Source organism: Shewanella sp. ISTPL2 (assembly GCF_013283205.1).
Lineage (GTDB): Bacteria > Pseudomonadota > Gammaproteobacteria > Enterobacterales > Shewanellaceae > Shewanella > Shewanella oncorhynchi.
In genome coordinates this window covers 705,121-725,556 of sequence record NZ_JAAPAV010000001.1, presented here as the reverse complement: position 1 = coordinate 725,556, position 20,436 = coordinate 705,121, and the positions used below count along the sequence as shown (strand labels likewise).

At 46.7% G+C, this 20,436-nt stretch carries 17 protein-coding genes; 5 read left to right on the top strand and 12 right to left on the bottom strand.

Annotated features, from left to right (window positions below; all coding sequences use genetic code 11):
* The 5 genes from HUB64_RS03310 (at position 1) to HUB64_RS03290 (ending at position 6,026) form a co-directional block, all read left to right on the top strand.
* Complete coding sequence (locus HUB64_RS03310; protein ID WP_173496388.1) at positions 1-2,247, top strand: molybdopterin cofactor-binding domain-containing protein; 2,247 nt, start codon at positions 1-3, stop codon at positions 2,245-2,247.
* A 259-nt stretch (positions 2,248-2,506) separates the two neighbouring features.
* On the top strand, positions 2,507-2,998 hold the full coding sequence (locus HUB64_RS03305; protein WP_028761013.1) for a DUF1097 domain-containing protein: 492 nt from the start codon (positions 2,507-2,509) through the stop codon (positions 2,996-2,998).
* A gap of 104 nt (positions 2,999-3,102) precedes the next feature.
* Positions 3,103-4,554, top strand: coding sequence for a methyl-accepting chemotaxis protein (locus tag HUB64_RS03300; RefSeq protein WP_173496387.1), 1,452 nt, complete (start codon positions 3,103-3,105; stop codon positions 4,552-4,554).
* Between the two features lie 486 nt (positions 4,555-5,040).
* Entirely contained in the window at positions 5,041-5,409 is a 369-nt protein-coding gene (locus HUB64_RS03295) for an SMI1/KNR4 family protein (RefSeq protein ID WP_028761011.1), read from the top strand.
* A 182-nt stretch (positions 5,410-5,591) separates the two neighbouring features.
* A complete protein-coding gene (locus HUB64_RS03290; protein WP_173496386.1) occupies positions 5,592-6,026 on the top strand; it encodes an SMI1/KNR4 family protein in 435 nt (144 codons plus the stop codon).
* Between the two features lie 982 nt (positions 6,027-7,008).
* On the opposite strand, the gene xthA is transcribed toward HUB64_RS03290, so the two are convergent.
* The 12 genes from xthA to trpB form a co-directional block, all read right to left on the bottom strand.
* The gene (xthA, locus tag HUB64_RS03285) at positions 7,009-7,821 is read right to left on the bottom strand and encodes an exodeoxyribonuclease III (RefSeq protein WP_105252109.1); all 813 of its coding nucleotides are present in this window, start codon (positions 7,819-7,821) and stop codon (positions 7,009-7,011) included.
* On the bottom strand, positions 7,821-8,120 hold the full coding sequence (locus HUB64_RS03280) for a YciI family protein (RefSeq protein ID WP_028761008.1): 300 nt from the start codon (positions 8,118-8,120) through the stop codon (positions 7,821-7,823). Before HUB64_RS03280 ends, xthA begins: the two co-directional genes overlap by 1 nt.
* The gene (locus HUB64_RS03275) at positions 8,120-8,665 is read right to left on the bottom strand and encodes a septation protein A (RefSeq protein ID WP_028761007.1); all 546 of its coding nucleotides are present in this window, start codon (positions 8,663-8,665) and stop codon (positions 8,120-8,122) included. Before HUB64_RS03275 ends, HUB64_RS03280 begins: the two co-directional genes overlap by 1 nt.
* A gap of 113 nt (positions 8,666-8,778) precedes the next feature.
* Positions 8,779-9,843, bottom strand: a complete 1,065-nt coding sequence (fhuF, locus tag HUB64_RS03270) for a siderophore-iron reductase FhuF (RefSeq protein WP_173496385.1) — start codon at positions 9,841-9,843, stop codon at positions 8,779-8,781.
* Positions 9,844-9,966: 123 nt separating this feature from the next.
* Positions 9,967-12,171, bottom strand: coding sequence for a TonB-dependent siderophore receptor (locus tag HUB64_RS03265; protein ID WP_173496384.1), 2,205 nt, complete (start codon positions 12,169-12,171; stop codon positions 9,967-9,969).
* 96 nt (positions 12,172-12,267) lie between these two features.
* The gene (locus tag HUB64_RS03260) at positions 12,268-14,196 is read right to left on the bottom strand and encodes an IucA/IucC family siderophore biosynthesis protein (RefSeq protein WP_173496383.1); all 1,929 of its coding nucleotides are present in this window, start codon (positions 14,194-14,196) and stop codon (positions 12,268-12,270) included.
* Positions 14,197-14,961, bottom strand: coding sequence for a GNAT family N-acetyltransferase (locus HUB64_RS03255; RefSeq protein WP_173496382.1), 765 nt, complete (start codon positions 14,959-14,961; stop codon positions 14,197-14,199).
* Between the two features lie 2 nt (positions 14,962-14,963).
* Positions 14,964-16,478 carry a lysine N(6)-hydroxylase/L-ornithine N(5)-oxygenase family protein gene (locus HUB64_RS03250; protein WP_173496381.1) on the bottom strand — a complete coding sequence of 505 codons (1,515 nt, stop codon included), beginning with the start codon at positions 16,476-16,478 and terminating at the stop codon, positions 14,964-14,966.
* Between the two features lie 733 nt (positions 16,479-17,211).
* On the bottom strand, positions 17,212-17,496 hold the full coding sequence (locus HUB64_RS03245; RefSeq protein WP_028761002.1) for a DUF2798 domain-containing protein: 285 nt from the start codon (positions 17,494-17,496) through the stop codon (positions 17,212-17,214).
* Between the two features lie 71 nt (positions 17,497-17,567).
* Positions 17,568-17,999 carry a glycerate kinase gene (locus tag HUB64_RS03240; protein ID WP_173496380.1) on the bottom strand — a complete coding sequence of 144 codons (432 nt, stop codon included), beginning with the start codon at positions 17,997-17,999 and terminating at the stop codon, positions 17,568-17,570.
* Positions 18,000-18,245: 246 nt separating this feature from the next.
* Positions 18,246-19,082, bottom strand: a complete 837-nt coding sequence (gene trpA / locus HUB64_RS03235) for a tryptophan synthase subunit alpha (RefSeq protein ID WP_173496379.1) — start codon at positions 19,080-19,082, stop codon at positions 18,246-18,248.
* 5 nt (positions 19,083-19,087) lie between these two features.
* Positions 19,088-20,278, bottom strand: a complete 1,191-nt coding sequence (trpB, locus tag HUB64_RS03230) for a tryptophan synthase subunit beta (protein WP_012089560.1) — start codon at positions 20,276-20,278, stop codon at positions 19,088-19,090.
* Positions 20,279-20,436 lie beyond the last annotated feature (158 nt).

The following is a 20,436-nucleotide window of genomic DNA, read 5'->3' as shown; positions in this document are numbered from 1 at the left end:
ATGAGTACTTTTACTGCCGTAGAAAATATCAGCCGCCGCGACGTGTTAAAACTGTTTAGCGCAGTGGGGGGCGGATTAGCATTAGGGGCGAGTGGACTAACTTGGAGCCCTATGGCGCTGGCGCAGGATAAAGAAGCGCGGCTGAATCTGTTTATTGCCATTGGTGAAGACGACAAAGTGTACCTCACTTGCCATCGCTCCGAGATGGGACAGGGGATCAGAACCGGCATTCTGCAAGTCTTAGCCGAAGAGTTAGACGCGGATTGGGATAAAATCGTCCCTATTCAAGGCTTAGCCGATAAACGTTATGCCAGCCAAAACACTGACGGTAGCCGCAGTATTCGCGAAAATTACGACCGTATGCGCCAGATGGGGGCGATGGCAAGAACCATGCTAGAGCAAGCCGCCGCTGCGCGCTGGAAAGTCCCCGTGAGCGAGGTGCATACCGCCGACCATAAAGTGTTGCATGCAAAATCGGGCCGCTCGGCCAAGTTCGGCGAGTTAGCGTTAGCCGCATCAGAGCAACCCGTACCTGCCGTTGAGTCATTAACCTTTAAAGAGGTTAAAGATTTCAAGCAGATTGGCGCATCACGCCAAATCGTTGATATGGATGCCATGTTAAGCGGCAGCGCGATTTATGGTTACGATATCAAACGCGACGGCATGCTTTACGCCAGCATAATACGCCCACCGGTGCTCGGGAGCGATGTGGCAAGCTTGGACGATACCGCAGCGCGTAAAGTGTCCGGGGTAGTGGATGTGTATCGTTTGCCAGCCGCTAAGGGCGCACCCGCTTTTCAGGCTTTGGGCGGCGTTGCAGTCATCGCCACAAACACGTGGAGTGCCCTTGAAGGGCGCAAAGTATTAAAGGTCACTTGGACTCAGGCCGACAACAGTCAGCATGATTCAAGCCTCTATTTGAAAGAGTTGGTCGAGCGAGTACAGCAAAGCGGTAATGTTGTGCGCCAAGTTGGCGATGAGGTCAAAAACTGGCCCGAAGCGAATACGTTAAAGGCGGTTTATACCGTGCCTTATTTAATTCATTCCTCTATTGAGCCGCCCGTTGCTACTGCCCATGTGACTGAAAAGGGCTGTGAAATCTGGGCATCGACCCAAACGCCGCAAAGTACTCAGCAAAATGTGGCCGCAGCGCTGGGTATGGAAGAAGATGCGATTAAAGTGAATGTCACCTTATTGGGTGGTGGTTTTGGGCGTAAATCCAAACCTGATTTTAGCGTTGAAGCCGCGCTGTTATCGAAGCAATTCAAGCGTCCAATTAAGGTGAGTTGGAGCCGCGAAGATGAAATCCAAAACGGTTATTACCATGCCATCAGCGCCCAGTCTTATCAGGCACTGTTTGATGCCAGCAACAAACCGACCGCGCTTTTAGCCCGTACGGGATTCCCATCGATCAGTTCAACCTTTGCTGAAGGTGTGGAATATCCCTCTGGCGGTGAGTTGGATTTAGGCTTTGTGGATGTACCCTTTGCTTTGCCGAATTTAAGATACGAAGCGGTAAAAGCGCAGGCGCATAGCCGTATTGGTTGGATGCGCTCTGTATGTAACATTCAGCACGGTTTTAGTGTTGGCAGTTTTGTCGATGAAATGGCTCATCGTTCTCAGGTTTCTTGCCCTGCAATGTGGCGTAGCCTGTTAGGTGAAGCAAGGCGTGAGACCTTTACCGACCAACAGTTTAAATATGGCAACTATGGCGAAGATCTTGATCGTCATCCCGTGGACGTCAGTCGCTATTTTGGGGTCATCGACGCGGTCGAAAAAGCCCAAGCTAAGGCGCCCAAGGCGGGTAAAAATCAGGGCTGGGGTTTTGCTGTACACCGCAGTTTTGTGAGTTACGTCGCTGTGGCTATGTTGGTAGAAGTGAGTGAGGATAAACAGCTTAAAGTGCTAAATGCCATCGCTGCTATCGATGCGGGCACAATAGTTAACCCCGATAGGGTAAAAGCCCAGACAGAAGGTGCGATTATATTTGGTCTGAGCTTAGCCTTGATGGGGGAAATCACTTACAAAGAGGGCAAAGTGCAGCAATCGAATTTCCACGATTATCCTTTGCTGCGACTTCCCCAAACTCCCGATATGGAGATCATCATTATTGAGTCTGATGCGCCGCCCGCAGGCGTGGGTGAGCCGGGTGTGCCGCCCGTTGCCCCGAGTTTAATCAATGCGATTTTTGCGGCGACGGGGCAGAGGATCCGCGATCTTCCCGTGAATAAACTATTGCGAGTGTAAGTGTCGGCAAGAGGGTTAACTGAAAGCCGTTTGAACAAAAAAGCGCCTAATAAGCGCTTTTTTCGTTTTTTTACCACAAAAAATTTGCTTGTTAGCGATTTTACGGGCATTAATGCCGAAAATTAGCAATAGATCAGGTTTTTGTTACCAAAATAGAGGTAATTTAACCAATATGTTTACCCAAGCTACCTCAAAATACACATTTTAGAGCGCCCAAGGGTATAAACTTCCGTGAATAGAATTACTAAAGGGGTCATCCATGGAAAATCGTTGGCAAGTCGCTATTTCTGCCGGCCTATTGGCGGCTATTTGGTGTGGCGTCGCAGATGCTTTTCATCTGGTCACTTGGATCGGCTTTTTAGGTTGTAGCACTTTTTTTGCTCAACCTAAGGCCGGCTTTCAGGGCGTGATGATGGCGTGGTGCACAAACCTGTCCGGTGTTTTTTGGGCTTGGCTCATTATCTCGGGTAGCAGCTTTTTTATTTCGCCCGTATTTGGGTATATTTTTACCGGCATAGCCACTTCGGCCATGTGTTTACAGGCAAGTTATCAAAAGCTTAGCTTTATTCCCGGCGCATTTATTGGCTGTTGCACTACCTTTGCTATGGCGGGTGATGTGGCCAATGTCGTGCCGTCGTTGATCATTGGTGGCTTATTAGGTTTTAGCATGAGCCTGTTAACGGGGCAGTTGGTTACTCTGACACAAAAGTGGTCTGCCGCCACACGTAACCAAGTTGCTAGCGCTGATTAGCATAATACCTGCTCAGATCTTATGACTGACATAGTTGTCGTGACAATCTGAGCTATACTGCTGATTTAGTGCCAAATAGCATTTTGTTCTTAGGAATTATCAAGATGAAACAAATCCAGTTTCGTACCATTGATGCCATATTGATCAAGTTCAGTCTCAACGGAAAATTTTGGGTAGTGTGTTCTATGGTGGCGCTGATCACGGTCGCCGTGGCGCTTGTCAACTATCAACATGCGCACCGTAACCTTGAGCAGGCCTCTATCGCTCGGGTTCAAGCGAGCGTCGATACCCTAGCGCAAGTTGCAACGGCGCAAAAGCTAGAAGCTGACGCCTTATCTCAATTTGCCAGCCAATACGGGTTAACTGTAACTTCAAGGCAAAGTGACGCGCAGCGTCAAGGGGATAAAGTGACGGCCAGCGCCAGTGTGTCAGGTCAAGCCTTACAACTGACACAGAATGTCCATGAGTGGGAAGCCGATGCGCGTAGCGATGCTAACTTTATGTTCTGGTTAGCATTAGTGGGCTTGTTGCCTTTATTCCAACTGAGTTACTGGATTTCGACTTCACTCGGTGGTGGATTATGGGACATGTACTTAGCCATCAAACGCTTAGCCGATGGTGATTTGAGCTTTAGATTAAACTTCTTTGGTACTGACGATTTCAGTTTGATTGCCCGCGAAATCGATCGCTGCGCCGACAATATGAGTGAAATGGTGTCAGCCATTGGCAAAAATGCACAGACCTTATCATTGGCATCCGATGAATTTAATCAACAGGCGGCCACCAGTGATAAACTGATTGGGTTCCAACATCAATTCCTCGATTCCGTTGCCGTGGCGATGGCGCAAATGACCTCAGCGATTGAAGAAGTCTCTGTTAATGCAAGTAATACTTCGTTGCAAACCAAGGAAAATTCAACCCAAATGTTGGCCAGTCGTGGGCGTATTAGCCACACAGTGGAAAGTATTGGCTTACTTTCAACTAAGATTGGTGCGGCGTTTTCATCGGTGGAACAATTGTCTAAGGATGCGGCGAGTATTGATGCTGTAGTCACAACCATTAACAGTATTTCCCAGCAAACTAATTTATTAGCCTTAAATGCGGCCATTGAAGCGGCCCGTGCCGGTGAGCAAGGTCGTGGCTTTGCCGTGGTAGCCGATGAAGTGCGTACCTTAGCGGGTCGAACTCAACAGGCCACGGTAGAAATTCAGGCCATGATTGAAGGCTTACAATCTGGCACGAGTCGTTTATCTAGCATTACCATGGAGATAGTCGATCAGGCCGATGAAGGTCGCAGTGCGATTATCGCCGTCGGTGATGATGTTCAAGGCATGGCGCAATCGGTCAATGCGGTATTTGATATGAGCAGCCAAATTGCCGCCTCGGCGGAAGAGCAGAGTGTCGCCGCTCGCGACATTGCCGGACAATTGAATGAAATCCGCCATCAGTCAGAAACTATCAAACAAACAGCCCAGCGCAGTGTGACCTTAGCCAATGATCTGCACCATGCCTCGGTCGAGTTAGATGGCATTTTAAAGCAGTACCGCACAAGTTAATATGTCACCTTTAATGTGAGTCGTCGGCATGGGGTGTTGAGCAATAACGCCCGATACTGAGTCTCATGTTAAGTAGTAACGTATCATCCGACAATGGCGGAAATCTTAGATTTCCGCCATTTTAATTTGGAAGTACCCAAAGAACTATTTAGTTATATTGCCCCATTCCGTTCTATCAGCGTGACATTATCTAAATTGACGGTCATAGATTTCAGGGGAGAAAGTTATGTCTGAAAATGTCCTTTTTGCGGAGGGTATTTCACTGTGGTTGGCGGTGGAAATCTGTGTTTTGTAAAAATAGAATTTGGGGAAATTGATGGTGTCTATATGGCTGATTGTGTTAACCTTTATCGGAAATATTTAAGAAAAATATCAAGCAATTTTAAATTTTTTTGTTGATGATAAACGTTCACTAGAGTATCACTTGTTCGCCTCGGTCAATTAAAATTGGCTTGGGACGCCGCTTAACGTTAGGCAACAATAATTATGAATAACGATCCATTTCGAAACCCGACAGATACCGAAATAGCTAGCGCAGAAAGCAAACTGGGCATCAGTTTTCATGACGACTACCGATCATTTTTGAAGTCTGGCAGCGATGTTGCAAACGCTACCTTTGAGCCTGCGGTAATTTTACCCGGCTCTGGACATCTTGATATCTTTGACATTGCTGAAACAGCCTGGAATGTCATGGGTCTTCCAAGAGACCTTTTGCCATTCATCGAGGATAATGGCGACTATTTCTGCATAGCAAAGACGGGTGAGATAATTTATTGGTCTCACAACGGCAGCACTAAGGAAGAATGGCCGAATCTTTCTGCATGGCACAAGCAGGTTTGTGTAGACCTTGAGTAACTGTGATAGCCTAAATAGTGGTTCAAATCGTTCGTTCCGCTCTCAGTGATGGGTTAAAGCCTGCCCCTTAGCCAAACGTTAACCCATACAAGCATTTAAAGCGGGACTGCTAACAGTTTGCTCGGCTTCGCTACACAATTTTAGCAAACGATTATCAGCCCCTTAAATGGGCGTTAAGCATTATGAGCAAATATCGAGATAAATTCGAATATCCGGAAAATCCAGCAAGTGCTGAAGAAATTCAGGTTCTTGAGAAATGGTTAGGAACAGATCTTCCGAGTGAGTATAAGAAGTTCTTGCTTGAAACTAATGGGGCAGAAACTCCGATTGGCGTGCAAGAACCAGATGACTCAGTTGTGCTCTGGAGCGCTAAAGAGATATCCGAATTAACAGAAGCCTATTGCTACGAGCAATACTTGCCTGGGTTGGTTGCTATTGGTTCAGATGGTGGGGGAGAGTCAATTGTCTTCGATACCACACATAATATAAGCTCAGAAGACTGGCCAGTTTATAGGGTACCTTTCGGCGATTTAACGAAAGAGTCTATGGTATTGTTGGCGGCAAATTTCAAAGAGTGGGTTTCCAGTGGTTTTTCGCTCAAGTTCGAAAATGTTTAACAAGGCCAGTCAATCTGACCTCCGTAAACTGTCTTCTTTTTTGCAAAAAGACGTAAAAAAGCTTCTAACTCACTCCGGCAGTTGCTGGTGGCGTTATGTTTAAAGCGGTAGAAATTAGAAAGAGGGCATCGATATGTCAGGAGAGCGAATATCGGGTGATGGAGAACGAGAACGATGTCCTGTACATGGGCATACGAGAAGGCTATCTAGCAAAGAAATTAATGAGATTAAGCACGCTGTAGAAGTTGCTAACTCACAAGCTAAACGTAAGGGAGTTACACCTAAAGATCCTCAAATTGGTCTTTTCAGTTGTAAATGTAATTGCTTCTATGTGAAAGTTGAATAATGGTCCGTCAATATGTTGATAGTATTATCAGAATGCGAACATAACAAATTGCTGTATCTGAAATTTTTCCGTTCCTTCTTTTTTGTTTGATAACACAAAAGCTTCTACTCCAAAAATGCAGCTGCGCAAGGCGTTACACCATAGAAATTTCTATGCGAAATTCACCTGTTATAGCTGATGACCTAACACGCTTTTGTCCCAAAGCATACTACCTATTTCTTTAAAACAAACAGGTTTTACCAATGCTAAACAGGTGAGCCTTGGTGATTTGCGAGACGACCGTCCGGCCCATGGCCGCTCTTTGGCGTCCATGCCATCGCGGCATTTGTGAATCCTTTCACATCAGATGGGGCGGTCGAGCATTCACGGATGGACTGGCTGCGAGTCGACGAGCAAATACCATGGCAAGCATGTGTGAGTGGATATCAGCAAACGCTAAACTCCTCACAACTAAAATTATTGATCCCAAAACACTCGTCTTCAAGACATATCTGTCCAAAAGTGAATTACGTTCAGTATCACACTTGACTCATTTACCATTTATCGAACGACAAAGATAAAATATGTTTCGCCCATAAAAAAACATCGGCCTAAGCCGATGTTTTATATCTACTAAGATGGTCGAACGTTAGCGGATTAAGCCTCTTTGAACGTGCTCCAAATGGGCGCGTGATCTGAGGGTTTATCTATGCCGCGCAGATCGTAATCGACATCGGATTCGACTAAACGTGCTGCCAGTGAAGGCGTTGCTAAAATCACATCAATTCGCAGGCCGCGGTTGTCATCGAACCCTTTGCTGCGGTAATCGAACCAAGAATAACGTTCGATGCGCTCTGGGTGTAATTGACGGAAAGTGTCGACTAAACCCCAGTCTTGCAAGGTTTTCAACCACTCACGTTCTTCCGGTTGGAAGCTACATTTGCCGGTTTTTAGCCAACGCTTACGATTGACTTCACCTATACCTATGTCTAAATCGGTCGGCGAAATATTGATGTCACCTATGATGGCGATATCTTCATCGTTGCTGTGATTTGTCTGCAAGTAGTGCATTAAATCCTGATAAAACTTACGTTTAGCAGGATATTTTGTTGGGTGGTCTATGCTTTCGCCCTGGGGGAAATAGCCGTTGAACACAGTCAATGGACGACCATTCGCTTGGGTAAATGTGCCGATAATCATGCGGCGCTGGGCATCTTCATCATCGCTTGGAAAACCCTTTTGCAGTTTTTCTGGTGCGACTTTAGACAGCATGGCAACACCATAGTGAGCTTTACCGCCGTGGTAATGCACTTGATATCCCATGGCTTCGACTTCGGCTAATGGAAACGCCTCATCGTGCACTTTGGTTTCTTGCAGGCCGATAATGTCGGGCTGGTGGCTATCGATTAAGGCTTGCAATTGATGCAAGCGTGCCCGCAGACCATTGATGTTAAAGGACACTATTTTCATTAAGGCAGGACTCGTTTAAAGGGTTTAACCACAACACTTTGGTAAACGCCCGCTTCGATATAGGGATCGGCATCGGCCCAGTGTTTTGCTGCCACTAAGGATTCAAAATCTGCGACAACCAGTGAACCACTAAAGCCTGCATCACCAGGGTTTTCACTGTCGATGGCTGGGTGTGGGCCAGCGATCAGTAAACGACCTTCATCGGCGAGGGCTTGTAGGCGAGCTAAATGGGCTGGGCGTGCGGCTAAACGTTTTTCTAAACTATTCTCAAAATCTTGAGCTGAAATCATATACCACATTATTTGAGTTCCTTGCGTTGATCTTCGGGAAGGTGTTTATAAAGATAAAATACGGTCAGGACAGTATTAATTAAGGTTAAAGCGGTTAAACCAAACACTTTAAAATTGACCCAAGTTTCTAATGGCAAACTAAAGGCGACATAAATATTGACTAGGCCACAAGCGGCGAAAAAGATCACCCAATACCAAGTTACGCGAGCCCAAATTTTGTCGTCTACTTGCATTTCTTTGCCTAACATCGACTTTAATATCGATTTATTGAGCAATTGACTGACACCTAAGGCGATGGCAAACAAACTATAGATGATGGTCACTTTCCACTTGATAAAAGAATCATCGTGAAACACTAAAGTGAGTGTGCCAAACACTGTCACCATCGCAAAGGTGATTAAGTGCATCTTTTCAAGTTTCTTATATAACGCATAGGTCACGATCAATTGAAGCGCGGTGGCTGCGATCAATGCGCCGCTGGCGATATAAATATCGAAAAATTTATAAACGGCAAAAAAGATGACGAGGGGCAGGAAATCAAGCAGTTGTTTCATAAATAATCATGTTAAAGAGACATGGGCTTGAGTGTAGCATGTGCAACATAAGGGCAAAAGCACCATGGGCCTAGGATTGCGATCTTGCCCATTAAATGGGTTTAATGGGCAAGTTAGACTTGTGCTTGTTTGGCGGCGTTTGTCTTAGCGTTAGGGCGACTTAGTAGTGGGCAATCGTGGCATTGGCCAGTGTTGGCGAGTTGATACCTTAGGCAGCAAGTACGGCGAATACATTGGATGTTTGTGCTGTCTTCTTTGGGTTCAACAATCAAATTGATGCTGTTATACAGTGGATTTTGGGTGCCATCAAAAAAGGTCGCTCTGCGAAACAGAGCTTGCTTAAGTTGCTGACTTTGTTGCTGAGATAATCCCAACTCTCCTAGATACCAGTGGATCAGATAGCCTAAGTGACTCCAATATAATTTAGCGGGCACGGGGCTCAAAGTGAGTAGGCGCTCAACACTCGGTTGCAGTAAGTTTAATATAAGGCCTTGTAGGGCGAGTTCTTTATCAACTGGCGGCTTATATGGGGTTAATGGCGAGTGTACCTTAGTGTCTGTCTTGAAACTTGGCTTAGTGTTTATTTGGGAAAGTGGCTCGATGTCGTGGTGTTTTTTAAAGGCCAAAGCGGTATTTGGCTGGGGTTTTGCGATGTTAAATTCAAATTTTGCCACTCGGCCACTGGCGTGTACCTGCATAAAAACGGACTGTGGCTGCCAGTGAATAGGCTCGAAATCGGCTTTTTTTGCGTTAAAAATCCACTCCATCACAGGCGGAACTAAAAGGCCAAAATACCATTGACCCCAAAGTGAATGCAGCGCTTTGCGAGTGTCTTTTCTACTGGCCGTAGTGCTTTTACTGACTAAGGCGCTTTTACTGGCGAAAGCGGGCGCTCGGCTGGTTGCAGCTGTTTTACTAACCTCGGTTTCAACCTGAGTTTCTGCGCTAGGATGTGCGATGGCAAAACGTGCAATGAGTTTTTGATAAGTATCGACGTTACTCCATTCATCAAAACTGAGCCCTGTAGGTGACTGCGTTGCGCTAAGGTGCTCGCCATAGAAGGGTGCCCGTTGATGTAACAGCTGATTGAGTGACAAAATAGTTTGATTCAACGCGTTGTGGCTTCGCGCTGTATCGCACAATGTTTGCAGTCTGGTGTCTCTCCGTTGGCTTGCCATAGTGACTCCTTAATGGCTGTGATTGATTGCCGCGGTTATCGATAAGTCCATGTAAATGATTACCTTGCGAGCCCAAGATTTGGGCTCACAAGGTTTTTCGAACGATCTCAATATAAATCTGACTTAGAAGCGATAGTCTAAGGTTAAGCTGGCACTTCGCGGCGTACCGTATTGGAATTGGCTGTATTGACCGACTTGGCTGTAGTAGCTTTTATCTAAGGCGTTGTGCAGGTTTGCGCTGAGCTTAAGTTGCTCGGTGAAGGCGTAACTCGCCATTAGACTCGCTAGCGCGTAAGAGCCTTGCTCGACTTCGACTTTGCCAAGTGGCGAATTAACTGTTTGGTAGACGCGGCTCTGCCAGTTAACCCCCGCACCTATTTGCAATTTATGCCAATCACCGCCAAAGGTATAAGTGGTGAAGAGTTTTAATTGCTGGCGTGGTGAAGTGGTACTGACACGTTTGCCTTCAGGATCTTCGCTAGTGAACTGGGTGTAACCTAAGTAAAGATTCCAGTCATCAGTGATTTTACCCGTCGATTCAAATTCGAATCCCTGTGTTTTTGTACCGTTTACGCCTTCATACACTTGCGTTGTTGTTCCTGGGATCACATCGCCAGTGCTGACTCCGACATTGTCTTGCCTGATCTCAAACACCGACAGCGACATATCTAAAGCCTCATCGAACAGGCTCGCCTTAATCCCGCCTTCGTAGTTTTTCCCTTTGACTGGATCTAGGTAGCTTTTATCGATTCTTTGCTTAGTTTGCGGTGCAAAAATATCCGTATAACTGGCATAGAGCGAATATTGCTCGGTCAGGGCGTAGGTGAGGCCGAAGTAAGTGGTGAGTTCGTTGCTGATGTTGAAATCGTAACGGCTGCCAAAATTATCTTGGTCGGTTTCCCACTCATTGAGGCGTAATCCGACGAGGACAGCTAACGCGTCGCTGAGATTAAGCTGAGTCGCCACATAGGCTGCACTCTGTTTGGTTTCGCCAAATGAACCCGTGGTATAGGTTTCCTTCCATTGAGGTTTTGGATATTGGAAGTTCGGATCGCGAAAATCCCCCAAAGGCGGTACTGCCGCAGTGGGATAATAGTAGGGATTGGCGAACTCTTGGCGTTGGCCATTCCAGCCAAACATCAATTGATGTTCCTGACCAAAGAGTTGGTATTGTCCTTCGGCGCGCAAATCCACATTGTGTTGGGTGCGACTGCCGTCGACATAGGCGATAGAGCCTGCAGTGGCGCCGATATTGGTTACAGGATCAGGATATCCCGTGGCCCATAGTACATCGAACTCCAATGAGTTATCGCCGTAGGTGTAAGTCCCTTTTAGGTTCCAACCGTTATCTAATCTGTGTTCGAGACTCGCAAAGGTGTTGAGTCCTTGGGTATGCGCCGAGCCCCAATCGGGCGCCGTTGAAGTGGCACGATCATAATTAGTGCGACTGCCATCGCTGTAAAATAGCGGTAAACCGCCCGACATAGTGCCGCTCGGCGTAGCATCTTGGTAATCGACACCAAGGGTGAATAAGGTGCTATCGCCAATATCGGTTTCGACTATGCCGTATAGCGTTGTGCGCTGCTGCTCGTACCTGTCTTGGAATGAATCTTTATCCTGATAGGCGGCCACCACGCGACCGCGCACAGAACCCGAGTCATTTAAGCCGCTGGAAACATCGACCATACCGCGCACATTATTCCATGAGCCCACACTTAACGAGGTGTTGCCCATAAACTCTTGAGTCGGGCGTTTACGGATAAGGTTAATCGCCGCCGAGGGATTACCTGCACCTGTCATTAAACCTGTTGCGCCGCGTACCACTTCTACTCGCTCGTAGATGGCGGTGTCGATCAGATTATCTCCATAGTTGAAGCGGGTATCGTAGGTGGTTGGCACGCCATCGTACAAAATGCTGGTCACGGCAATGCCGCGGGCACTAATACTGTATCTGTCGTTATCCATTGGGCGGGCATTGATCCCCGCAACGCTGGTCATGGCATCAATGACACTATTAAGCTGTTGATCGTTCATCATTTGGCGGGTGATAGACGTGACCGATTGCGGCGTTTCTAGATAGGATAAATCGAGCCCAGTTGCCGTGTTCATCGCTTGGGTTTTATAACGGTTGTCGTGTAAGTCCTTAGCGCCAATGACATTGATGACTTCAATTTCTTTCTGGTGCTTTTTAGTCTTACTATCCGCATCGACAGTGTCAGCTGTGGCATGGGGAACCGTAGCTAACATGGCTGAGCACAGCAATAGCTTCGGGTTAACGAGGGCTTGCCGACAGACGAGTGCGATGCTGGAGAGAGGAAAAGTCTTCATAATGTTGATCTTTAATTCCGTTTAGGTTGGGGGTTAAACAAGCTGGGCCAACATTGGCCCATGCTAAAGTTTCGGGGTTATCCACTTTGTGGTGTGTTAACGTTTCCTTTGCTCAGCGCTGCTAAGCATAGGGCGCTTAAAGGCATGGCTTTGTCTAAAGGCCGCCAAGGGATTGTCGATGCCGCCGGCGAAACGCAGGTTTTTCTCCCTGTCGGCGAGGTCTATCATTTGCTGGTTATTATTCAATTGGATACGATTGAGGCACGTGCGTACAAAGCTGTCCTTAAACAGATCGTATTGGGCAAACTTGTCGGCCAAATGTGGATGCTGGGCTTGGTAATCACGTACATTGTCCGCCACTAACTCCCAGAATTGGCTTTCACTGACACTGGTTTGCTCATCGAGCAGCGGTGCTAAGTAGCGGAAAATACAGTCAAAAATATCCAGTAAGATGTAGTTAAGCTTCATCTCTTCTTCAATGCTTACTGCAAGGCGTTTTACATCATCAGGTAGCGGCTTCGCGCCATTGAGTACCGCGACTTCTTCACCTATGTCTTTCATTAAAATCTTGACTGGCACGTATTCATCGAGCACTAAGATCAGGTTTTCCCCGTGCGGCATAAAGACCAGATCGTAGGCAAAAAAGGCATGTAACAGCGGCGATAAATACAGGTTTAAGTAGCGACTGACCCAATCCTTTGCTGGTAAGCCTGAGGCGGCTATCAAGGCTGCAATAAGGGCCTTATCTTCATGATCCGTATGCAGTAGCGCAGCCATGGTCATCAGATTTTGTTTAGGCTCAATGTGTGGCAGTGGGCTTTCGCGCCACAGGGCAGAGAGCATTTTTTTGTAGGCGCTATCTTGGGTGAGCGCCTGCTCGTAATAATGGTGGTGGTAACCTATGGCGGCAATTTCCTTAAGGATCACAAAGCCTTGTTGGGCAAAGTAAGGATCGTTTTCAACCAAGTTTGCAACCCACGCATTAATTTGCGGTGTGCAGCTCATGTAAAGAGGCGATAGACCACGCATAAAGCCCATATTTAGGATAGACAGCGCGGTTTTGACGTAGCACTTTTGCGGTGATGCAAGATTGAAGAAAGTGCGTATCGATTGCTGTACTTGGTACTGTTCACTCCCTTCGCCAAGATAAACCAGATCGCCACGGGCTATATCGCCGGCAAAGACGCGGGCGATTTTTTCACGCCACTGCCAAGGGTGCACAGGCATAAAGTAGAAGTCCTGTGGATCATGCTGCTGGGTTTTAAGACGTTGTTGGAAGTCAGTGAACTGCTGGCCAAGCTCTTCCTTTAGTAATGCGTTGTGACTCAAGTTTTCGAGGGCGGCAAACGTGGTTTTGTTTTTGCGGACTCCAAGCCAGACTAACTGCATCGGCATCGCGCTTTCAGGGGCAAATTGACGGTAATCCTGCATATCAAAACCAATCCGGCCATTATTGGCAATAAACACCGGATGGCCTTCTGTCATACCCGCTTCTATGCTCTGATAATCAGCTCGCGCCAGCGTGGCGGCGGGGATCGCCTGATGCGCTAACTTGTACGCCTTGCTGTAAAGGGTGCTGGTGATTTCTTCTAAATAGGTTGGTAGTAAGGTTTCGCTGATCCCTAAGTCATTTTTAAGGGAAATGATCAGCGACATCGCATCAAGGATTTGCTCTTGTCCTGCAAGTGAAACGCGGATGGAATCAGCATCGATAGCAAGATGATCGAGCTGATAGTGCCGCGCACTAAAATAATAAGTGCTGTCTTTGAGCCGCAGTTCATAGTGATTGAGCCCCGCTTTTTGCCCGTACAGGGTCGGCGTAATGAGCTTCTCGTGGGTGAATTCGCAGAGGATTTTCTTCACTAAATGACGATTAGCCGCTTGCCAATAGGCGGGAGTCAAATGTTCTGGCATAGAAGTTGATGTTGTCGATAGCGCCGAGCTTTGTTGAGCATGTACTGCTTGAGCATGATGATCTTGCGTTGGCAATGGTTTCATTAATAAGGCTTTTGTGGGTAAGTTCATCTAATTCACCTGAAGAGTCGATAATGTCATGGGAGAGATTGCAGATGCCGCGTGCGAGCTTGGCTTTGCTAGGGTTGGGCTTGCTAAGTATTGTTCTGCTAAGTTTGGCAGAGCAGGCATTGACTGATCTGAGCTTGGCAGGGCTGAGGTTGTTTGGGCTAGACTCGTCAAAGAGGGCGTGCTCGATGGTCGAAGGCGCTGGGCCGCAGTGCAAAATCCGAGGAAAGCCGTTTTAGTGCTTAATTGAATTGCTTTTTCATAGCGAATGCCTATCAGGCTATTTAAGCGATGAATTTTGCTATTGAGTTGATCGGGTTCAACCACCAGGCGATTAAAGGCCAGTTTTTCAAGCACGAGCTGCGCTATCGCATCCATCACCTTCAAGGATAAGCCGCTGACGGGTTTACCATCTGGCGGCGCGATAATGAGATGCATACCACAATCACCCGGCGCAACACGATAGTGCTGACCGACTTCATCGTGGACGGGATCGTAGAGTTCCACCATAAATAGCGCTTTGGCCTGCCATTCACCTATCAAGACAAACTTGTGTTCTGTTGTTGCTAACAGATTTTTTATGGCATCAAGGTTCAAGCCCTGCATACCCCAAAACTTGGCGTAATCTTGGTTAAACCAAGACTGTAGTGTTGGAATGTCTTGTGTAAGGTCTAACGCTCTGAACTGAAAACCATTAATGCTCGAAATAGCGGATAGTTGCGTTAAACATAGTTGCGTTAAACAATGGTTACTAAATTGGCTTGCCATTATTATGCCTCCTGGTTCGGCGCCATTAAAACCGGCATATTGGTTCCCGCGCCTGAACTCACGGTTGAACTTGCGCCAGAACTTGGAATCTTGGTTGGAGGGATAGTTTGTGGCGCATCAACTTGAGTTTTTCTGTGTGGCGCCTTAGGAAAATGTCTTGGATTAAGATCCAACGTGTTAATTGCATTGGCGCCGCAGGGCTGATGACTGGCAAGTTTGGCTGGATCGAAGGTTTGAAACGCGATATGTTCCTCAATGTGGTAGGGCGCATAACCGAGCACAGCTTTTAAGATGGTGCCGTTGCGATAACAGCCCATACCCAGATCTGGAGAGCTTATCCCATGGGTATGCAAACCGACATTCTGGACAAAAATATCCCCTCGAATATCTATGCTGTAATCACGCTGCACGCTAAGTTGTCCGGCGTCATCGAATTCGACTTGTTGTTTAATACCACTGATAAACTCGGGTAAACGATAGTGGTAACCTGTGCCTAAAATGACGGCGCCCGTTTCTTGCTCAAAGGTGTGATTTTTTTCATTGTGGTGGAAATGCAACTTGAGCATATTGGCTTGGGGCTCGATATGAGTCAGCGCCGCATTCGTCATCAGTCGGCATTGAAAATCGGCCAATAGGCGCTTTTGATATAACAAATCGTAAATGTCGTTTATCAGCTCAGAATTTATTCCTTTGTAGAGTTGTTTCTGGCTGGCGATCAGTGAGCATCTTTGATTAGGGGTCAACTCGTGGAAGTAATCGACATAATCTGGCGAGGTCATCTCTAAAGTAAGCTTGGTATATTCCAAGGGATAAAAACGCGCTGATCGTGTCATCCAATTGAGTTGATAACCATAGGTATCAATATCTTGCAGTAGATCGTAAAACACTTCCGCCGCACTCTGGCCACTACCAATTACTGTGATGGCACTCTGACTCTGCAGGTAGGTTTTTTGCTGCATATAACTGGCGGTATGCATGACCCGTGCATCTTGGATTGGGCAATCCTTTGGTAGATAAGGTTCAGTGCCAGTGCCTAGCACTAGCTTTCGGCATTGATAGGTATGGGTTTTACCACTGCGCCTATCAAAACCTGTAACTCGATAAATACTTTCACCTGCGTTGTAATCCACTTGAGTGACCTTAAAACCAAATTTAAGGTTGCTGAGTTGTTGGCTCACCCATTGGCAATACAAGTTGTATTCGTGGCGAGGTAAAAAGAAATTCTCACGAATATAAAAGGGATAAAGTCTGCCCGTTTGCTTGGCAAAATTAAGGTAACTGTAGCGGCTGGTGGGATCGGCCATAGTCACCAGATCCGACATAAAGGGTGTTTGCAATCTTGAGGATTTGAGTAGCATGCCTGGATGCCAGTCAAAACTGGTTTTAGCATCTAAAAATAAGCAGTTAAAGCCGTCAATAGGTTCTGATAAGGCGGCGAGGCCAAGATTGAATGGGCCAATGCCTATGCCAAGTAGATCAAAGATTTCGCGATCCATTTCTCTTTGCTGTGTACTCACTTACGCCTCCTTGGCAACATGCTGCTGCGTGTTGCCGATCCAGTAATCAGTTACCTAAGGACGCAAACCAAAGTGAATGCGGTTATCAAAATAGACTGTTTGGCTATTTATCTTGCGTTGATCAACTCACTATTTTTAGCTCAGTCCTTAGGCCATTTCCTGCTGTCTCTGTCCCGACAACGGTAGGTAAATTAGCATGTGAAAATATTCAAATGCAAACCATTCTCATTTGTGTAGGGCTGTAGGTTAATACTTTTAACTGATAAATAAGGGGGGCAGATACGGTTAATGGTACAAATAAGTAAATGATAAAGGAGTGATAATTAGGCAGCGTTTTGGGGATGTATCATTTAGGATTTTACGAGCTCTATTTTTATAAAATATATAAATACAGTGCGTTACATTCATGCTTGAGTTGGTTCGAGAGCAGAGGAAAATTGATTTAGGTGGGAGTCATGTCATCCTTATACAATAAACATAGGTGCCGCTAAACGGTCAGTGTAAATCCATTGTAAAGCGTGGACAGGGGGCTCAATGAGCGCTTTGATTTAATACGATTGGTATGATGTAGGTCGTACTGTTTTAGTTTAAGTGAATATGGGCAGGGTAACAGATCGAGCAATTATCGATGTAATTTTTAGTCGCTGTACGCATAAGAGAAGGAGTTCAAGATAAAGCCGTCCTAAAACGGCTTTGAAATAAAATAGTTAAATCGGAAGATTAAGTCGTAAAACTAGCGTAAATCGACAAAATGAGCTGTGATTTTACGCACCAAAGGTAACACCATCAGCAGTGTCGGAAAGGCGACAACCCATGAGATCAGCCAAGCGCCGAGCCAGAGTTCGAGAAATTGCGGTGAAGCGCCAACGCCATTGAAAGTGCTGATCCCAGAAACGATACAACTCATGAGAATAGAGAGAAAAAATGGCATCACCACAGTGGCATACTTGGCCGGTAATTTGGGTGTTCCCAAAAAAGTACGAGGTTTGTTATCGGGTAAAGATTTAGAAATGGTCATCGGATCCTCTAATGGATATGTATCAGGCGAATGATTTGTTACAGGCTAGCACTATACCTTTTTTTATCGACTCAATTCATCCAATTTGTTACCCAAAGCTCGCCTGTTACATTGACCCAATGGCCTAGCGAAATAGGGGATTTCCCAAGTTCATTATCAAAGGGGAGCGGTAGGTTTGATTGCAACAGGTAAATTGTATCTTCGGGTGTTTGGCTGATGTCGATGATTTGTCCTGAAGCTTCAAAGTGACAGTTATGCAGCGGAAACTTCAGATGCTGGTGTGGCGTTTGTTTAATCATATCAGCTTGAAGACTTGCACTTGCTAATCGGCCAAGCAATTCAACTGTGACCCATTGGTTAACCGGAAAGCGAATTTCGGCCTGCTGATCGCTACCTTGGTAGTAAAACCAAATTGGTGCACCATTATCGCATTTACCTGTAACTTCACCTTCAAAACCACAGCCCCAAGGCGTTAATTCGAGAATATAGATCCGATACTGCATAAAAAGTCCGTTTTTCTTCGATAGGGCATTCTATCGAGGAACTGTGACTAAATAAATACGCTGTCAGTGTAGTTCTGCGTGAGTGTCAGTATTGCCTTGATAGATAGTGTTTGAGGGAGATAAAGGCTGAGTAAACATAGAGCTTGGTAAATATAAACAAAATAAGCGAGGCGACGAGTCTACCTCACTTATTTTATTTGTAATTGAATTCTTGATTTATATTGGATTATTTAAATCAAGACTCGCTTAGGTTGCAGCCTTCATTGTGCGAGTAAATTCCCCAAGCGTTGCAAGTAGCTTAACTTCATCGTGCTGGTGGGTTTCGATGATTTTTACTACGGCAGAGCCAGAAATCGCCCCCGCAGCGCCCGCTTTGATGGCGGCGCTTACCTGTGAAGGCTCGGCAATACCAAAACCGAGGAGCGGTGGCGGGGCGTTAAAGGCTTTTAATTTAGATAAAATTTCCTCTACCGGCACGCCAGCTTTCGTGTCTGTGCCTGTGACTCCTGCGCGGGATAAGAGATAGGTGTAACCTTCACCACTTTTACTCACTTGCTCCAGGGTTTCACTGTCAGCATTGGGCGGCGCGATAAAAATCGGCGCAATACCATGTGCTTTAGCGGCTTCGCTAAAGGGCGCTGATTCTTCCACTGGCACATCGGCGATAAGTACTGAATCCACACCCGCTTGCTGCGCTTTGGCGTAAAACGCATCTATGCCGTTAGCAAACACCAAGTTCGCATACAGCAGCAAACCGATTGGAAGTTCAGGATATTTAGCACGCACTTGTGCCAGTAATTCAAAACACGCCGTTGGAGTCGTGCCTGCGGCTAAAGAACGCAGGTTAGCGCCTTGGATCACTGGGCCATCGGCCAAGGGATCGGAAAACGGAAAGCCCAGTTCTAAGGCATCGGCGCCGTTTTGCACTAAGGTATCGATAATTTTTAGCGATAACTCAGGGCTAGGATCGCCAAGGGTGACGAAGGGGACAAAAGCGCCACGGCCTTCGGCGTTGAGTTTGGCAAAGGTGGCTTGGTAACGGGCCGCTTGGTAAAGGCCTGGGTTAGTCAATGTATCACTCATGTTCGTTATACCTCTTTACCATTCAAAATGTCAGAAACGGTGAAAATATCTTTGTCGCCACGACCGGAAAGATTGACCACTAAAATGGTTTCTTTGGTGCACTCGCGCGCCATTTTGACGGCATAGGCGATAGCATGCGCTGATTCTAATGCGGGGATAATCCCTTCACAGCGCGCCAGTTGTTGGAAGGCTTCTAAGGCTTCATCGTCGGTAGCCGATTCATAACGGGCGCGGCCAGTGGCATTAAGATGCGCGTGCTGCGGGCCAACGGAGGGGAAGTCCAATCCGGCTGAAATCGAGTAAGATTCTTCGATTTGCCCTTCGCTGTCTTGCATCAAAGGCGCTTTCATGCCGAAGAAAATACCAGTCTTACCGTGTTTAAGCGGCGCGCCGTGCATTGGCGTGTCTATGCCTTTACCCGCAGGTTCGACGCCAATCAGTTCGACACTTGGTTCGTCGATAAAATCAGCAAACATGCCGATAGCGTTGGAACCGCCGCCCACACAGGCGATAACGGCATCGGGCAGGCGACCTTCACGTTCCAGCATTTGCTTCTTGGTTTCTTCGCCAATAATGCGTTGGAATTCACGCACTATGGTTGGGAACGGATGTGGCCCCGCAGCTGTGCCCAGAAGATAGTGGGCTTTTTCGTAGCTGCCAGACCAGTCGCGCATCGCCTCGTTACAGGCATCTTTTAGGGTGGCAGAACCTGAGGTGACAGGGATCACTTCTGCGCCCATCAAACGCATTCTAAATACGTTCGGTGATTGGCGCGCAACGTCTTTGGCACCCATATAGACTTTACATTTTAAGCCTAACAGCGCGCAGGCAAGGGCGGTGGCAACGCCGTGTTGTCCTGCGCCGGTTTCAGCAATAATTTCTTTTTTACCCATGCGTTTAGCAAGCAGGGCTTGGCCTAACACTTGGTTGGTTTTATGGGCGCCGCCGTGGAGTAAATCTTCCCGTTTAAGGTAGATTTTCACCATAGGATTTGGGCTTAAATTGCGGGTTAAGGTGAGTGCTGTTGGGCGACCCGCGTAGTTTTTCAGTAAATCGGTAAATTCGGCTTTAAAGTCGTCATCTTCCTGCGCTTCCACAAAGGCAGTTTCTAATTGCTTAAGGGCTGGCACTAAAATCTGTGGCACATACATGCCGCCGTATTCGCCGAAATAAGGGTTAAGCTTTAACTTTGACATACCTTTTTCCTTATCTTATCAATCAGTTTGTCAGTGGCTTGATGGTGCTAATAGCGTCTTGGGGTTAACCGCATCATAGTGTTAACTGAGCCGTTATCTATTTGGCCACTGGCATTAATAGGTTCATATTGTTTGTTGAGCATCACTCTTGTCGAGCA

Coding starts and splice junctions, on each gene's coding strand:
- HUB64_RS03265 (WP_173496384.1), bottom strand. CDS start 12,171: ATGAAGACTTTTCCTCTCTCCAGCATCGCACTCGTCTGTCGGCAAGCC.
- HUB64_RS03255 (WP_173496382.1), bottom strand. CDS start 14,961: ATGGCAAGCCAATTTAGTAACCATTGTTTAACGCAACTATGTTTAACG.
- HUB64_RS03240 (WP_173496380.1), bottom strand. CDS start 17,999: ATGCAGTATCGGATCTATATTCTCGAATTAACGCCTTGGGGCTGTGGT.
- HUB64_RS03295 (WP_028761011.1), top strand. CDS start 5,041: ATGAATAACGATCCATTTCGAAACCCGACAGATACCGAAATAGCTAGC.
- HUB64_RS03275 (WP_028761007.1), bottom strand. CDS start 8,665: ATGAAACAACTGCTTGATTTCCTGCCCCTCGTCATCTTTTTTGCCGTT.
- xthA (WP_105252109.1), bottom strand. CDS start 7,821: ATGAAAATAGTGTCCTTTAACATCAATGGTCTGCGGGCACGCTTGCAT.
- fhuF (WP_173496385.1), bottom strand. CDS start 9,843: ATGGCAAGCCAACGGAGAGACACCAGACTGCAAACATTGTGCGATACA.
- HUB64_RS03260 (WP_173496383.1), bottom strand. CDS start 14,196: ATGAACTTACCCACAAAAGCCTTATTAATGAAACCATTGCCAACGCAA.
- HUB64_RS03280 (WP_028761008.1), bottom strand. CDS start 8,120: ATGTGGTATATGATTTCAGCTCAAGATTTTGAGAATAGTTTAGAAAAA.
- HUB64_RS03245 (WP_028761002.1), bottom strand. CDS start 17,496: ATGACCATTTCTAAATCTTTACCCGATAACAAACCTCGTACTTTTTTG.
- HUB64_RS03290 (WP_173496386.1), top strand. CDS start 5,592: ATGAGCAAATATCGAGATAAATTCGAATATCCGGAAAATCCAGCAAGT.
- HUB64_RS03300 (WP_173496387.1), top strand. CDS start 3,103: ATGAAACAAATCCAGTTTCGTACCATTGATGCCATATTGATCAAGTTC.
- trpB (WP_012089560.1), bottom strand. CDS start 20,278: ATGTCAAAGTTAAAGCTTAACCCTTATTTCGGCGAATACGGCGGCATG.
- HUB64_RS03310 (WP_173496388.1), top strand. CDS start 1: ATGAGTACTTTTACTGCCGTAGAAAATATCAGCCGCCGCGACGTGTTA.
- HUB64_RS03305 (WP_028761013.1), top strand. CDS start 2,507: ATGGAAAATCGTTGGCAAGTCGCTATTTCTGCCGGCCTATTGGCGGCT.
- trpA (WP_173496379.1), bottom strand. CDS start 19,082: ATGAGTGATACATTGACTAACCCAGGCCTTTACCAAGCGGCCCGTTAC.